The organism is Halorussus litoreus (assembly GCF_003382685.1).
Lineage (GTDB): Archaea > Halobacteriota > Halobacteria > Halobacteriales > Haladaptataceae > Halorussus > Halorussus litoreus.
This window is the reverse complement of record NZ_QLVG01000074.1, coordinates 1-14,358: the sequence shown is the minus strand read 5'-3', so window position 1 is coordinate 14,358 and position 14,358 is coordinate 1. Positions and strand designations below refer to the sequence as shown.

15 protein-coding genes are annotated in these 14,358 nt (G+C 67.8%); 3 read left to right on the top strand and 12 right to left on the bottom strand.

All coding sequences use genetic code 11. The features are described 5' to 3' along the window. Positions 1-290 precede the first annotated feature (290 nt). Positions 291-2,294: a DUF2070 family protein gene (locus DPQ64_RS17630; RefSeq protein ID WP_115865620.1), complete on the top strand. Its 2,004-nt coding sequence runs from the start codon at positions 291-293 to the stop codon at positions 2,292-2,294. A gap of 39 nt (positions 2,295-2,333) precedes the next feature. On the opposite strand, the gene DPQ64_RS17625 is transcribed toward DPQ64_RS17630, so the two are convergent. From DPQ64_RS17625 to DPQ64_RS17610, 4 genes are all read right to left on the bottom strand, one after another. Continuing rightward, positions 2,334-2,678 (bottom strand): bacterio-opsin activator domain-containing protein, encoded by a 345-nt coding sequence (locus tag DPQ64_RS17625; protein ID WP_115865619.1) that lies wholly within the window; start codon positions 2,676-2,678, stop codon positions 2,334-2,336. Positions 2,679-3,148: 470 nt separating this feature from the next. Beyond that, the gene (locus tag DPQ64_RS17620; protein WP_115865618.1) at positions 3,149-3,442 is read right to left on the bottom strand and encodes a DUF3194 domain-containing protein; all 294 of its coding nucleotides are present in this window, start codon (positions 3,440-3,442) and stop codon (positions 3,149-3,151) included. Next, positions 3,443-3,844, bottom strand: a complete 402-nt coding sequence (locus tag DPQ64_RS17615) for a prefoldin subunit beta (RefSeq protein ID WP_115865617.1) — start codon at positions 3,842-3,844, stop codon at positions 3,443-3,445. 99 nt (positions 3,845-3,943) lie between these two features. Further along, positions 3,944-4,528, bottom strand: a complete 585-nt coding sequence (locus tag DPQ64_RS17610) for a YqaA family protein (protein WP_115865616.1) — start codon at positions 4,526-4,528, stop codon at positions 3,944-3,946. A 118-nt stretch (positions 4,529-4,646) separates the two neighbouring features. On the opposite strand from DPQ64_RS17610, the gene DPQ64_RS19690 reads away from it, so the two are divergent. Continuing rightward, positions 4,647-5,333 (top strand): HVO_2922 family protein, encoded by a 687-nt coding sequence (locus DPQ64_RS19690; protein WP_232820623.1) that lies wholly within the window; start codon positions 4,647-4,649, stop codon positions 5,331-5,333. A gap of 655 nt (positions 5,334-5,988) precedes the next feature. Here DPQ64_RS19690 and DPQ64_RS17600 read toward each other — a convergent pair. The 4 genes from DPQ64_RS17600 to trpC are packed head-to-tail and all read right to left on the bottom strand — an operon-like array spanning position 5,989 to position 9,795. After that, positions 5,989-6,783, bottom strand: a complete 795-nt coding sequence (locus DPQ64_RS17600) for a 2-amino-3,7-dideoxy-D-threo-hept-6-ulosonate synthase (protein ID WP_115865615.1) — start codon at positions 6,781-6,783, stop codon at positions 5,989-5,991. 25 nt (positions 6,784-6,808) lie between these two features. Beyond that, positions 6,809-7,702 (bottom strand): tryptophan synthase subunit alpha, encoded by an 894-nt coding sequence (trpA, locus tag DPQ64_RS17595; RefSeq protein WP_115865614.1) that lies wholly within the window; start codon positions 7,700-7,702, stop codon positions 6,809-6,811. After that, entirely contained in the window at positions 7,692-8,936 is a 1,245-nt protein-coding gene (trpB, locus tag DPQ64_RS17590; protein ID WP_115865613.1) for a tryptophan synthase subunit beta, read from the bottom strand. Before trpB ends, trpA begins: the two co-directional genes overlap by 11 nt. Positions 8,937-8,988: 52 nt before the next feature. Then, positions 8,989-9,795, bottom strand: coding sequence for an indole-3-glycerol phosphate synthase (gene trpC, locus DPQ64_RS17585; protein ID WP_115865622.1), 807 nt, complete (start codon positions 9,793-9,795; stop codon positions 8,989-8,991). Positions 9,796-10,155: 360 nt separating this feature from the next. Between trpC and DPQ64_RS17575 the strand changes: the two genes are divergently transcribed. Next, on the top strand, positions 10,156-10,626 hold the full coding sequence (locus DPQ64_RS17575; RefSeq protein ID WP_115865621.1) for an MGMT family protein: 471 nt from the start codon (positions 10,156-10,158) through the stop codon (positions 10,624-10,626). A 450-nt stretch (positions 10,627-11,076) separates the two neighbouring features. Here the strand turns inward: DPQ64_RS17575 and DPQ64_RS17570 are convergent, their stop codons facing one another. The 4 genes from DPQ64_RS17570 to DPQ64_RS17555 all read right to left on the bottom strand — a co-directional run. Then, complete coding sequence (locus tag DPQ64_RS17570; RefSeq protein WP_115865611.1) at positions 11,077-11,514, bottom strand: transcription elongation factor Spt5; 438 nt, start codon at positions 11,512-11,514, stop codon at positions 11,077-11,079. Positions 11,515-11,524: 10 nt separating this feature from the next. Then, a complete protein-coding gene (locus tag DPQ64_RS17565) occupies positions 11,525-11,692 on the bottom strand; it encodes a protein translocase SEC61 complex subunit gamma (RefSeq protein ID WP_115865610.1) in 168 nt (55 codons plus the stop codon). Between the two features lie 156 nt (positions 11,693-11,848). Next, positions 11,849-13,012: a cell division protein FtsZ gene (ftsZ, locus tag DPQ64_RS17560; RefSeq protein ID WP_115865609.1), complete on the bottom strand. Its 1,164-nt coding sequence runs from the start codon at positions 13,010-13,012 to the stop codon at positions 11,849-11,851. 86 nt (positions 13,013-13,098) lie between these two features. Next, the coding region (locus DPQ64_RS17555; RefSeq protein WP_115865608.1) for a D-aminoacyl-tRNA deacylase at positions 13,099-14,358 on the bottom strand (1,260 nt) is incomplete at its 5' end.

Below are 14,358 nucleotides of genomic sequence, written 5' to 3'. Positions count from 1 at the left end.
CGCGCCCGCGCAGGACGGCCCACTCCCGGCGCGCCGCGAGGTACGCCTCGCGGTCGCTGCCCGCGCCGGTCAACTCGACCAGATCCGCGAGGGATCGGGCCGACCGCAACGCCGAGAGCCGGTCGCGCTCCTCGGGCGTCAGCCCGGCCCTCGACTCGTCGTTCGACGCCATCGAGTCGACGTAGTCGCGAGACGACAATAAAGCACTCGTCGGGCAGCAAAGTCCGGGAGATCTGATACGTGCGGCGAGAGTCGTACCTTTTAACCGTGCCACCTCGTATCTCCGTTCGATGACAGCCACGCAGGGCGACCTCGCCAGTCTCTCGCGGTACATCTTCCGCGCGCCCCGGTGGTACGCCAGCGTGGGCTTCGCGCTCGTCGTCGCCGCCGTCGCGGGCGTGGGCGCGTTCGACTCCCGGTTCGTGCTGGAAGACATGTGGCAGGGCGTGTTCTTCATCGGCGTGCCCACCGTCGTCGCCAGCCTGCTGACCACGCCGGTCGACCGGTGGCTCGGCGGCCAATTGACGTACAACCGGTCGTCGCTGCTCGCCCTCACCTGCGAAGGGATCATCGTCGCCGTCATAGCGGCGGCCGGGACCGCGTCGGTGCTCTCGTCGAACCTCGACCAGCAGTTCGTCTTCGACGCGCTCATCGTCGGCCTCGCCTCCGTGTTCGCGGTCCGCCTGCTGGTGGTAATGGCAGTGTCCGGCCAGTCCCCGCCGGTGGCCGCGATCCCGGCCAGCATCCAGACCGCTACGGCCGCCGTGCTCTTTTTCATCTACGGCGGGACGATGCGCTACCTCGAAGTCGGCGGCGGGCCGCTGGTGGACGTACTCTTGATGCGCTCGTCGGAGGCCCCGCCGGAGATCGGAGCCATCGTCCCGGTGGACTTCGCCCTGCTCGCCATCATGTGCGCGCTCTACGGCGTGGCCGTCTGGGTGTTCGTCGAGTTCATCGACCGGCCGTGGAAGCGTAGCCTCGACGTCAGCGTGCTCGACTTCGTCCGTGGGTTCATCGGCCACATCGCCGAGGGGACCCGCGAACTGGAGGACTTCTTCGAGGACATCGGCGAGGAGGCGGTCGTCCCGGTCACGGTGCTCTCGTTCCGGGACGAGGAGGAGAACGAGAAAGCTCGGTTCGTCCTGCCGATGATCCACCCCGGACCGATGGGCGAGATCGGCGGGGGCAATCTCCCCAAGCGCGTCGCGCTCGAAGCCGACGGGGTCGCCTTTCCGCCCCACGCCACCGCTGGCCACGACTTCAACCTCGTCACCGAACGCGAGGTCGACACGCTCCTCGAGACAGTCCGCGATGCGTACGAGAGCATCGAGTACCACGACACCGCGACCCGGAGCGTCCGGGTCCAGGAGGGCGACGCCAAGGTGATCGGACAGGGCTTCGGCGACGACGCCCTGCTCGTCACCACGTACGCCCCGGAGTTCGCCGACGACGTAGAGTACGCGGTCGGGCTCTCGGCCGCGGCGGAGGCCCGGTCGGCCGGCGTCGAGGACGTGATGCTCGTGGACGCCCACAACTGCAACAACGGCCTCCAAGGACCCGATCTCGGCCACGTCTACCCCGGCAGCGAACGCTCGTTCGACACGATGCAGGCCGCAGGCGAGGCCGGCGACCGACTCGCCGACGCCGAGCAGGCCCCCGTCAGGCTGGGGGTCGCGTGGGACGAGACCGACTGGGAACCCCGTGACGGCGTCGGCCCGCTCGGGGTCCGGGTCGCGATGCTGGAGGTCGGCGACCACCGCACCTGCTACGTGCTCGTGGACGGCAACAACATGGAGCCCGGCCTCCGGGACCGCATCGTCACGCGACTGACCGGTGACGCGGACGGCGATTACGCATCCAACGGGACGCAAGCCGGCTCGACCACCGGGAAACCCGACGACCCGAGAGACGCGACCCCGACGGCCGACGGCGCGGGCGTCTCGACCGACGGTGACGGACGCCGTCCGACGGCCGACGAGGCCGAGGTGATGACCACGGACACCCACGTCGTGAATCAGGTCGAGGCGTCGAATCAGGTGGGCGAGGCCATCGACCACGACGAACTCGTGGCGCTGGTCGACCGACTCGTCGGCGAGGCGACCGCCGACCTCGAACCGGTCGAGGCCGGGATGGCGAGCGAGCGCGCCGAGGTGACGGTGTTCGGCAACGACCGGACCGAGACGCTGGCGAGCCACGCCAACGCGGTCATCTCGATGGGGGCCGCGCTGGCCGCGGCGGTGATACTGGCCGCGATGGCGCTCAGCGTGGTCGTGTTCTTCCTCGCGGGGTCGTAGACTCGACGTCGTCTCCGCTCCGCCACCATCGAGATTGTCCTACACGAACGTCGCTAGGGTGTCGTCGCTGGTCGCTTCGGGGATGGTCGCGTCGGCGTCGCAGACCGCGTAGACGATACCCTCAGTGCGGAGCTCCCAGCTCACCCGGTAGAGCCGACACCCGTCGTGGGACTCGAACGCGAGGTCGTCGGCCACCATCGGGTCGTCGGCCAGCGCCGCCTTGAACGCCTCGAAGTCGTCGCTGGCCGCCCAGAAGTACGGCGTCACGTCACCGGGCTCGACCGCGACCCGCTCGATCTCGGTCCGCGCGTCCGGGACGCGTTCGAGAGTTCGTCCCATCAGGAACTCGTCGCCCGGTACGGTGACCCCGGTCAACACGCTCATCGTCACTGGGGGAGACGGCGATGCATATTAAACTCGGAGATTCTTTGAAACCGCTACGCAGAGCTCCCACCGAAGGCGACCCGAGCGAACGCGACCCTGTAGAGCGACTCGACTGCCGAGTCGGCTGCGAAAGAACACCGCAAGGTACCCCTACCCGCGGTGTTCGACGCATTCCGCAGGGTGGTAATAGACTTTGTGGTGTGAATCGGGGTAGTGTTCAGATAAGAGGTTTGAACTGGAGTCAGAGTCTCGATAGCCCTCGGCGCGCTCGCGGTCGCTGACCGACATATCCTCGCTCGCTGACGCTCGCTCGTATAGAGGTCGGTCAGACGACCGAACTGAACGCGAGCCCGCCTCGCCCTTTCAGTCCACCAGGGACGTGGATTGAGACATTGATCGAAGCAGATGGATAGTCACGCGTATCTGAACACCAGCTGAAGTGGGTCGAACGAAGAGCTGCTCCCGAAGAATCAGTTCCCGCTCTCGGCGAACAGGTCGTCGACGGCCGAGCGCGCGGCCAACGCCGCGTCCTCGGCGACTTGTTCCTCGTCGGTCGCGTCGGGAGCGTTGAGGTAGACGTCCACGTCGAGGACGCCGTCCTCGAACGTCACGGTGACGTCGAGGTCCCGAACGTCGGAGTTCGACAACCGCGAGAGGACGAGGCCCTCGGCGGCCTCGGCGGCCGTCGTCACGACCTCCTCGTCGGTCGGCGACTCCTCGTCGTTCACGGGGTCGTCGCGCGAGCTCGCGTCGTCGGTCGCCATCTACGCGCCGCCGGGGCCGCCGCCCATACCCGGACCCTGCGGGCCGCCGGGGCCGCCACCGCCGCCGAGCATGTTCTGGAGCTCCGACTGGAGGCTCTCGAACTGCTCCTGAACGCGCTCTTCCTGCTTCTGGAGCGTCTCGACGCGGATTTCGAGACTGTCGACCTTCTCATCGAGGTCCTCTTCGGCTTCCTCGTAGCCCGTCTTGACGAGGAGTTCGCCGACCTCGCGGTACATCGTGGTGTCCTCGTCGATGTCCTCGAGTTCGTCGAGCGCCGTCTGGGCCTCGTTGAGCTGCGTCTCGGCCTGGTTCTTCTGGACGGCGACCTGCTGGGCCGTGTCCTGAAGGTCCTGTAGCTCTTCGAGTTTCTCCTGTGCTTCCGGCGGTAGGTTACCCTGCATACGTGGGTGGAAGCGGTCCGCACTGAAAAACCCCCGCTTTCGGTTCTTCTCGCAGCGCGACGGGAGGTCGTCGTCCTCCGACAGCACGACGCCTGCCTCTCACAGCGCGACGAGGGTCCCGCCGACCAGCCCCATCGTCACGAGCAGTCGGCCAACGCTCCCGGCGAACGTCGCCAGCGCGAACTTGACGTAGTCCTCTTCGAGAATGGCGAACGCGTAGATGGAGATGGTGTCGGGGAAGAACGGGACCGACAGCGCCAGGGCCATCCCGAGGTATCCCCACTTCTGGGCGAGCTGGACCGTCTTGTTCTCGGACCACTCGATGACGTCGAACCGCGAGCGCCGGAGAAAGTCGATGATTGGCCCGGATTCTTTGGCCTCCTGACCGATGTGGAACGCGAGCACGCTCCCCGCAGCCTTCCCGAGCCCGCTGACGACGATGATGATGGCGTACTTGCCCGCTTCCGTGAGCCCGAGGTCCAGCGGCGCGGCCAGCACCACCTCGCTCACGCCGGGGAGCGCGAACGCGATGAGGAACGAGTAGACGAAGATGATCCCCAGTCCCATCCAACCCGTCGCCGACTCGACGACGTGTTCCAGCCACGCGAACGACCCGAGCGACGGAAGCTCGAACAGGATCGGGAGCGAGGTGGTGAACACGCTCGATACGAGGAAACACCCCATTGTCAGTTTTATGTATTCGCTCGGCGGGATGGCAGGCGTCAGTTTGGTGTTCGAGAGTCGATGAAAGAGTACCACTCCGGCGGACAGACTCATACTCGTCGGGGCGATAGGAGACCACGTGTTCGACCACGAGTACACGCTCGTCGGCCACCCGCGACTCCGCGCGCGGGTGTCCTACCGGCGGGAGGGCGACGATCTGGGAGCAGCGACCGTTCGGCTCGACTTCCGGCGCGACGACGACTGGACCGAGGAGGGTCTCGCCGTCGAACTGCCCGAACACCCCGCGGAGTCGGGCGTGGAGTGGCGGGGGTTCCGCATCGCGCTCTACCGCGACGGCGAGCAGGTGCTGGCTCGCGACACGTCGTCGGGCATCGTCTCGGACCTCGGCGAGGCCGTTTCGCTCGCGGAGCGGGTCGCGCCCTCGCTGGTCCGGAAAGGTAGGCAAGCAGTCAAGGGGGCCGCGCGGCGGGCCGGTGGTGCCGGATCGGGTCCGGTCGAGATGACCCAACTCGACGGGACGAGCCTCGAAGCACTCGCCCCGCCCGCGAAAGCGACCTTCGAGGTGTACGAGGGCAAAGACGAGAAGTGGCGCTGGCGGCTCGTCCACGACAACGGCAACGTCATCGCCGACTCGGGGCAGGGCTACTCCTCTAAGCGAGCGGCCGAGAAGGGCCTCCGGAGCGTCAAGCGCAACGCCCTCGGCGCGGCGATCGAACCGGTCGGCGGCGAGGCCGAACGCGACGTGCGCTCGGCCTCGGACACCGACGGGGACGCCGCGGGCGAGGTCGGGTCCGCCGAGTCGTGAGCATTCTGCATAGCTGATCTGCAGGCGGAACGGAGGAGGAGTCGTGAACGAGTGATAGACGATTCGTGAGCAAGGAAGCTGATTGATTCCGGCGCGCGCGAGCAACGCGCGCGAGGGCTGAGGACCGCAACGAAGTGAGGACCGCAAGCGGTTGGGGAGGACGAGGCTGTCGCGGTGCGGTCACGCCGATGCTCAAGCAGTAGCTAGCTGCGACCGAAACATCACAGAAGTAGTTGCCAAAGTTAACCTAGCTACTACTTGAGCCTAGGAGAATCCACATCCGCACAGCACCGCATCGCATCGCATCCGCACAGCACTGCACCCACACCGCACCCGCACTGCACCCACACCGCACCCGCACTGCACCCACACCGCACCCGCACTGCACCCACACCGCACCCGCACTGCACCCACACCGCACCCGCACTGCACCCACACCGCACCCGCACTGCACCCGCACCGCACTGCAACAGCGGGCCTCGGGCCTCCCCAGCCTCGTCGCTCGCGTTTTCGCGGCGCGAAGCGCCGCGCACCGCTCGCTCCTCCCTCGCGCGCAGATTGCGCGACCACTTGCGGGTCGCGCAGCGCGCGCCGGGTGGGTTGATCCACTATCGCCGAATTGCCCGCCCGCCGAGAAGCTTCGGGGGAGAACAGTTCAGAACTCGACCGTCAGCCCGGCCTCGCGGAGCGCGTCCTCGGCCGACTCGCCGTCGTGGACCACCGCCGAGACCGCGCGGGTGATGGCCTCGGGGTCGTCGTGCTGGAAGACCGACCGGCCTATCGAGACGCCCGCCGCGCCGGCGTCCATCGCGCCGCGGACCGCGTCGAGCGTCGCGCGGTCGCCCTCCGGCTCGCCGCCCGCGATGACGACCGGGAGCCGGGTCGACTCGACCACGCGCTCGAAGCTCTCGGCGTCGCCGCTGTAGGCGGTCTTGACCACGTCGGAGCCGACCTCCTCGGCGAGCCGGACCGCGTGGCCGAGATTCTCGGCGTCGTGCTCGTCGACGTCCGGGCCGCGGGCGTACGCCATCGCGAGCACGGGCATCCCGTACTCGCTGGCCTCGTCGGTGATCTGGGAGAGTTCTTCCAGCTGGTCGCGCTCGTAGTCGCTGCCCACGTTGATGTGGAACGAGACGGCGTCCGCGCCCGCCCGGACGGCCTCCTTGACGGTGCCGGTCAGCCGCTTGTCGTTGTTGTGCGGGCCGATGGAGGTCGAGGCGTTGAGGTGGACCACGTAGCCCGCGCCGTTCTTGTTCGGGTGGACGCGCGGCGCGATGCCCTTCTGGGTGAGCACCGAGTCCGCGCCGCCGCGGGTCACCGCGTCGATGGTCGATTCGATGTCCGCCAGCCCCGACACCGCGCCGAGCGTGATGCCGTGGTCCATCGGGACGATTACGTACGCTCCGTCTGTGCCGATCCTGTCGAGTCGCGCCGCCGTTCCTGCGTTCATTGTGTGAATCTGTAGCAAACGACGGTTATTTGCCTTCCGGTTCCGGCACTTCGTTCCACCCGGCGAGCGCGCCCTCCTTGAGTTCGCGCGCCTTGGCTTCGAGCCGGTCGGCGACGTTTTTCTGTTCGGCCACGTCGTCAGACTGCGTCTGACTGCCCGCTGAGCTTTGCTCAGCGATGATGTCCACGAACGCGCTCCCGACGACGACGCCGTCCGCGCCGCCCGCGACGATCTCCCGGGCGTGCTCGCGCTCGCTGATGCCGAACCCGACCGCCTTCGGCAGTTTGGTGTCGGCCAGCCGGTCGAGGCTGACGTGCGTCTCGCTGCTCACGTCCGTACGCGTCCCCGTGGTCCCGAGCCGCCCCTGGACGTAGACGAAGCCGGTCGCCCGGTCGAGCATCCGGTCGAGACGGTCGTCCGTGGTCGTCGGCGCGACGATGAACACGAGGTCGAGGCCGTGAGCCTCGCAGGCCTCCTTCAGCGGGCCGCTCTCATCCACCGGCAGGTCGGGAACGATGAGTCCGGAGATACCCGCTTCGGCGGCGGCCTCGACGAAGGGCTCGGGGCCCGCCTCGCTCTCCCCGTACTGATAGATGAGATTGTAGTACGTCATGCAGACCAGCGGCACGTCCACGTCCCCGGACAGGTCCGCGACGAGGTCGAAGTAGCGGTCCGGGGTCATCCCGGCGTCGAGCGCCCGGCGGATCGCCTGCTGGATGGTCGGCCCCTCAGCGATTGGCTCCGAGAACGGGAGGCCGAGTTCCACCACGTCGGCCCCGCCGCGGACGAGCGCCCGGACGTACTCCTTGGTCGACTCGGCGTCCGGGTCGCCCACCGCGACGTAGGAGACGAGTGCCGGTTCGTCCGCGAACGCTTCCTCGATGTCGCTCTCGGTCGCGGGGTCGGGCTCACTCGCCACCTTCGAACACCTCCATCGAGGGGGCCGCGTCGAGGTCGCGCCTGTCGCTCTCCTCGATTACGGTGTCGAGGTCCTTGTCGCCCCGGCCCGAGACGTTGACGACTACGAGGTCGCCCAGTTGCTCGGGATTCTCTTCTAAATACCCGAGCGCGTGGCTCGATTCGAGCGCGGGGATGATGCCCTCCAGCGTCGAGAGCCGGTGGAAGGCGTCGAGCGCGGCGTCGTCGTCGACGTTGACCGGGCGCACCCGCCCTTCGTCGGCGAGGTGGGCGAGTTCGGGGCCGACCCCGGAGTAGTCCAGCCCCGCGCTCACGCTGTGGGATTCGAGGATCTGGCCGTCGGGGTTCTGGAGCAGCTTGGTGCGCGCGCCGTGGAGGACGCCCTCCTCACCCACCGACAGCGAGGCCGAGTGTGGCGCGAGACCCTCTTCCTCGTCGATGGTCAGGCTCGAGCCGCCGGCCTCGACTGCGACGAGGCCCACGTCTTCGTCGCCGACGAACTCGTGGAACGCGCCCATCGTGTTCGACCCGCCGCCCGCGCAGGCGACCACGCTGTCGGGGAGCCGCCCGGCCTGCTCGCGGATCTGCTCGCGTGCCTCCTCGCTGATGATCGACTGGAAGTCCCGCACCATCCGTGGGAACGGATGCGGGCCGACGACCGAGCCGATGACGTAGTGGGTGTCCTCGACGTTGGTCGCCCAGTCGCGCATCGTCGCGTTGATGGCCTCCTTCAGGGTGCCAGAGCCGACGTCGACCGGGTTGACCTCGGCGTCGTGGATGCGCATCCGGAACACGTTCGGGCGCTGGCGGTTGATGTCGGTCCGACCCATGTAGATCTCGCAGGGCATCCCGAGGTGGGCCGCGGCCATCGCGGTCGCGGTGCCGTGCTGGCCCGCGCCGGTCTCGGCGACGATGCGATCTTTGCCCATGTACTTCGCGAGCAGCACCTGCCCGAGTGCGTTGTTCAGCTTGTGCGCGCCGCCGTGGAGCAGGTCCTCGCGCTTGAGATAGACGTCGCGGTCGTAGCGCTCGCTCAGTCGGTCCGCGCGCTGGAGCGGCGTGGGCCGCCCGCCGAAGTCGCCCAATCGCTGGCGGAACTCGTCCACGAAGCCGTCCTCGTTGTCGAGTACGTAGCGCTCGTAGGCGTCCGTCAGCTCCTCGATGGCGGGCATCAGCGCCTCGGGGACGAACTGGCCGCCGTAGTCGCCGAACTTGCCGTCGGATTCGCTGCTCATCTCCGGGCTCTCCTCCGCGTCGCGTCGTTTCGTGTTCGTGTCATTTCGAGTGTCATGCCTGCGTCAACCTCCGCGTGTTCTCGGTCACGTTTCCGTCCATGATCGCGCTTCCGACCAGCAGCCCGTCCGCCCCGGCCACGCGCATCCGCCGCGCGTCCGCGGTCGTCGAGACCCCGCTCTCGGCGACGAGGGTCGCGTCCTCGGGCGCTTCGGGGGCGACCGACTCGAAGGTTTCGAGGTCGACCGACAGCGCCCCGAGGTCGCGGTTGTTCACGCCGATAATATCCGCACCCGCTTCGACCGCCCGGGCCAGTTCCGCGCGGTCGTGGACCTCCACGAGCGGCTGGAACCCGCGTTCTCGCGCGGCGGCGACGAGGTCAGCGAGGTCGTCGTCTTGCGGGGTCGCCGCTCGACTGTCCGCGGAACTTCGTTCCGCGCTACCCACGAACCGGGCGATGAGCAGCACCGCGTCGGCTTTCACGGTGTCGAGTTGCGCCTCGCGCACGAGGAAGTCCTTCCGGAGCACCGGCACGTCGACGGCCTCGCGAATCCGGCGCAGGTTCTCGGGCGAGCCCTCGAAGTGGTCGGGTTCGGTCAGCACCGAGAGCGCGGCCGCCCCGCCGTCGACCATGCGCTCGGCCAGCTCCACGGGGTCGGCCTCGCGGGTCCCCTCCGTCGTCGGACTCGTCGGCTTGACCTCCGCGATGACTGGAGTTCGGCCGTCCGCCTCGGCGTCGGCCAGCGCGGCGGGGAGCGACCGCGCGTCGACCGACACCGGGCCGCCGTCGGGGTCGCCGCGGGCCGTCGCGGACTCCAGGATGGAAGCCACCGCGGGGGCGAGCTCCTGACTGTCGTTCATCATTGTGCATCAACGGACGGAATTGTACATAAGACTTGCGCCACGGCGGAACAGACCACGGGAAACAGCCGGTGACACATCCACCGAATCTCCGCAGGCAATTATTCGCGGCGGGCGTTGCGGAGAGCCGCGAATATCCTGCGGAGCGACCGCGAGCACGCCGAGGGCTTTCGGAACTTCGTTGTCGGGATGGAGTCGTCGAGCGCGCCGAAGGCTTTCGTGGACGCGATTCCAGTTCCGGCAAGAAACTGAATCTGTTCGTCTCGCCGCGGAATCTTCAAGTCCGAACCGGCCCAAGCCGCGGGCATGGACGACACCCGAGACGCCGACGACGCTGGCGGCGGAGACGAGATCGAACGCATGAGCGCCGACGAAGTTTCCGGCATCTTCGCGCGCGAGTCGTCGTATCTTGACCGGTACGTCCAGTTCGGCGTGGCCAGCGGTCGCATCCTCAGCGTCTCGTTCCCCGAGCGCCCCGACGAGGAGGCCGAGTCCGACCACGACCTGCTCGACCGAATCTTCGACTACCTCGACGGCGTCACCGACGACGAGTTCGAGGACGTGGCGGTCGCACTCACCGTGCCGACCGTCCAGCGCAGGGTGTTAGAGCGCGTTCGCGGGATTCCGTACGGCGACCAGATAAACGTCGAGACGCTCGCCCGGATGACCAGCGAGGTCGACCACACCGACGAGGACGACCTGAACGTCGTTCGGACCGCGCTCGACGAGAACCCCGCACCGCTGCTGATTCCGGACCACCGGGTGCGGGACGGCCCGAGCGCCGCACCGCCCGCCGTCGAGCAGAAACTGCGGTCGCTGGAAGGCTTGTAGATTTCTGGACATGATGGTAACTTCTCCGTCCACCAGCGCGTGATAGTTTCTCTTTCCACCAATCATACGCCAGCGTCTCCTTCATCCGGCGCGTACTGGCGCGACCTCCGTGTCGCGCCAAAACGCGCAAGGGCTGAGCACCGCAACGGAGTGAGGAGCGCAAGCGGTTGGGGAGGACGAGGTGCGGTGCTGTGCGGGGCAGTTTTGGCCTCTCATATGTCGAGGCAGAAGCTAGCATCATGCTGTTGTCCGCTCCAATGAAGAAGACTGAGCTAGCTACCTCCGAGGCACATGAGTCGCCGCAACCTCACACCTCCCCAGCCTCCTCGCTCACTCCGTTCGCTCGTCCCTCGCGCGCGTTGCTCGCGCGCGCCAGGAATGAAAAGTTGAGATGTGTCTCGTACCGTGATTGTCTAATCACGCGAACTGATCCAGAAGAATCGCGACTGATTACCGCTCTTCGCTGTCCAGCACCCGAATCTGGTCCCCGCGGACCGTCACCGGAATCGGAACGGTCGCCTCGTAGAGTTCCACCGTCACCTGATCCTTGCCCTCGTCGATGCGCTGGACCTGCGCCTTCTCGCCCTTGAACGGCCCGGCGATGAGCTCCACGATGTCGCTCTCGGCGATGCCCTCCACGTCGGGCGTCGGCGACAAGAAGTGCTCGACCTCCGAGATGTCGCTCGCACCCGGCACCATGCTGCGGGCGTGGGGAATCTCCTCCAGCACCCGGTTGATGATCGCGTCGTCGTCGGCCTCGACCATCACGTAACTCGTCAGCGAGTCGGGCGCGAGCGCCGCGTGGATCTCCGGCTCCTCGCGGTTCATGATCATGTCTGCGACGGTGCGCTCCTGGCTCGCGGTAGTCTTGACTGCGTACATTGGCATGTCGAATCACCTACGCTGGGAGGAAGCTCATGATCGCATACATCGTGAACCCGAGGATTCCCACGAGGATGATGCCCGCACCGGCGATCTTCGAGATCTTCGAGAACTCCTCCCACGACGGCGTGCTGGCCAGTTTCAGCACCCGCACGTACGACGTGAGGTCGAGCTTGACGTCCATGTTATCGGGTCTAGGGGAGCGTCCTTTTTTTATCTATTGATGCGCGTCGAGTGTTCAGACTGCCGAGAGCACCCGCTAACGCAACTGCAATCGAGGGGAGAGCGGGGCAGGGCGGTCGGGGGAGCGCCTCCGGAGGTAGCGCTTCGGGACGGACCGCTACTCGACGTAGTCGATGTCCTCGAGGCGCTTGTTGGCCTTGGCCTGCTGGGCCTCGTTGCGGCCGTAGATCTGCGGAGACTCGACGCCGGTGACCACGATCATCGTGCGCATCTCGCCGTCTAACTCCTCGTCGATGGAGGTGCCCCAGATGATGCGGGCGTCGGGGTCGATGCGGTCGTAGATCTCCTCGACCACGCCCTCGGCTTCCTCGATGGACATGTCGTTGCCGCCGGTGACGTTCACCAGCGCGGAGTTCGCGCCCGAGATGTCCACGTCGAGCAGCGGCGAGCGCATCGCGGACTTCACCGAGTCCTGGGCCTTCGACTCCGAGTCGCTCTCGCCCAGCCCGATCATCGCCACGCCGCCCTTCTCCATCACGGTGCGAACGTCGGCGAAGTCGAGGTTGACGAGGCCGGGCTTCGTAATCAACTCCGTGATACCCTTGACCGAGCGCATCAGCACCTCGTCGGCGACCTTGAACGCCTGCCGGACGGGGAGCTTCCCGACCGAGTCGAGCAGGCGGTCGTTCGGCACGACGATGACCGTGTCGCTCACGTCCCGCAGCCGCTCCAGTCCGGCCTCGGCGTTGGTCCGGCGGACCTCGCCTTCGGCGGTGAACGGCGTCGTCACGATGGAGATGGTCAGCGCGCCCGACTCGCGAGCGGCCTTCGCGACTACGGGCGCGGAACCGGTTCCGGTCCCGCCGCCCAGTCCGGCGGTGACGAACACCATGTCCGAGCCCTGGATGGCGTCGTAGATCTCCTCCTGAGATTCGAGGGCGGCCTCCTCGCCGACCTGCGGGAGCGAGCCCGCGCCCCGGCCCTGGGTCTTCTGCTCGCCCATCAGGATCTTGGTGTCTGCCTCGATCTCGACGAGGTGCTGGACGTCGGTGTTGGCGGCCACCAGCTTCGCGCCGTGGATTCCCTCCTCGGCCATGCGGTTGACGGTGTTACCGCCCGCACCGCCGCAGCCGACCACGGTGATGTCGGTCTGGAGGTCCTGCAGAACGTCCTTGAGCTCCTCGTCGGTCATGGTCCCCGACGGGTTCACGTCGGCGGTGCCGCCGGACGCGGAGCCGCCCGATGTGGCCCCGCCGGCGGGTTGGCCCTGCCCGGCGTCCCCCTCGGCTTCCTCGATGGCGTCTTCGACTAGCGAGTCCATGCTGAAGTTGGCTTGAGAACGGAGCGTAATTATCTTTCCCCTCTATGTCGGACGAATGTCTGACAATCGGTGGCATTTCGCCGGATTCAGACAGGAAACTCCCGAACCCGCTCGCTGTTGACCGCTTCGGGTTCGATCTCCCGGCCGTCCACGACCACCGGCTCGCCGGCCGACAGCTTTCCGAACGCCGGCCCTTCCTGCACGCCGAGCGTGCGCGCCTTCTCGGGGTCGAAGCCGGTCGTGTGCGCGACGACCGCGCCGTCCTCGCGCGCCACCGAGTCGTACTTCCGGGCGAGCAGGTCGGCCAATCCATCGACCAGCGCCTCGGCGTCCGCCTCGCTCAGCACGGCCGCGCGACCTCGCGCTCGCGTGCCCGCCTGTTCGGTCTCGAACGCGAGCGCGTGCGAGTCGACCACCTCGCGGGTCGCGTCGGCGTCGATGCCTTGAGTCTCCGCGAGCAGGTCGTCGGGCAGCGAGACGAGTTGGTAGTCGGTCGGCGCGTCCGCACGGTCGGGATTCCAGCCCCGCGCGTGCTCGCCGAACCGCAGGCCATCGCCGACTCCCGAGAGGTCGGCTTCGAGCGACTCGACGAGGTCCAGCGCGACGCCGGTGGTCTCGCGGACCCACGTCTCGCTCACGACTTCGTAGCCCAGCCCTGCGATCACCGACTCCAGTTCCGAGCGCTCGCCCTCGACCACGGCGCGGTCGGCGCGGCTCCGCTCGAAGGCCCGCCGGACCACCTCGCGGTTGGCCGCCGGTGCGCCCAACGCCGCCAGCCCCCAGTCGGCCGCGACGTGGCCCACGGCCCAGTCGGTCTCGCGCTGGATTCGCTCGAATCGGGGCGCGTAGTGGTTGCCGCCGAAGCCGACGAGCTGACGCTCGCGGTGGGGCTCGACGCCCGCGAGGTCGAGAACGGCCCGCGCGACCGCGCGTGCTCCCGCAGGGTCCTCCCATTGTGGCTCGTCGCTCCCCAGTTCCGCGAACAGCGAGGGGACGCCGACCGCTGAGGGGCCGTGGTGGGTGCACTCCATCCCGACCTCGTACTCCTCGGGCGCGTGTGATTCGAACCCGTCGAGCAGTTCGGCGTGGGCGTTCGGGCACGCCTCCGCGAGCCCGCCCGGCTCGCCGCCGTACTCGGCGGGACCGAAGTTGCCAGTGAAGTGGGCGGTCAGCAGCGGCCCGGTGTCTCCGGAGTGGCGCGAGACGAACACGAGCAGGTCCGGAGCCGCTCCCGGGTCCAGCGACTCTGAAGCCGCGGAGCCGGGCGATTCCGCCGCGGCGGGATCGCCCGGCTCCGCAACGACCTCACCAGAGTCACCGGCCTCCGCGGCCGCGGCGTTCGGCGA

Coding starts and splice junctions, on each gene's coding strand:
- DPQ64_RS17610 (WP_115865616.1), bottom strand. CDS start 4,528: ATGGGGTGTTTCCTCGTATCGAGCGTGTTCACCACCTCGCTCCCGATC.
- DPQ64_RS17615 (WP_115865617.1), bottom strand. CDS start 3,844: ATGCAGGGTAACCTACCGCCGGAAGCACAGGAGAAACTCGAAGAGCTA.
- DPQ64_RS17625 (WP_115865619.1), bottom strand. CDS start 2,678: ATGAGCGTGTTGACCGGGGTCACCGTACCGGGCGACGAGTTCCTGATG.
- DPQ64_RS17575 (WP_115865621.1), top strand. CDS start 10,156: ATGAGCGCCGACGAAGTTTCCGGCATCTTCGCGCGCGAGTCGTCGTAT.
- trpB (WP_115865613.1), bottom strand. CDS start 8,936: ATGAGCAGCGAATCCGACGGCAAGTTCGGCGACTACGGCGGCCAGTTC.
- ftsZ (WP_115865609.1), bottom strand. CDS start 13,012: ATGGACTCGCTAGTCGAAGACGCCATCGAGGAAGCCGAGGGGGACGCC.
- trpC (WP_115865622.1), bottom strand. CDS start 9,795: ATGAACGACAGTCAGGAGCTCGCCCCCGCGGTGGCTTCCATCCTGGAG.
- DPQ64_RS17600 (WP_115865615.1), bottom strand. CDS start 6,783: ATGAACGCAGGAACGGCGGCGCGACTCGACAGGATCGGCACAGACGGA.
- DPQ64_RS17620 (WP_115865618.1), bottom strand. CDS start 3,442: ATGGCGACCGACGACGCGAGCTCGCGCGACGACCCCGTGAACGACGAG.
- DPQ64_RS17565 (WP_115865610.1), bottom strand. CDS start 11,692: ATGGACGTCAAGCTCGACCTCACGTCGTACGTGCGGGTGCTGAAACTG.
- DPQ64_RS17630 (WP_115865620.1), top strand. CDS start 291: ATGACAGCCACGCAGGGCGACCTCGCCAGTCTCTCGCGGTACATCTTC.
- DPQ64_RS17570 (WP_115865611.1), bottom strand. CDS start 11,514: ATGCCAATGTACGCAGTCAAGACTACCGCGAGCCAGGAGCGCACCGTC.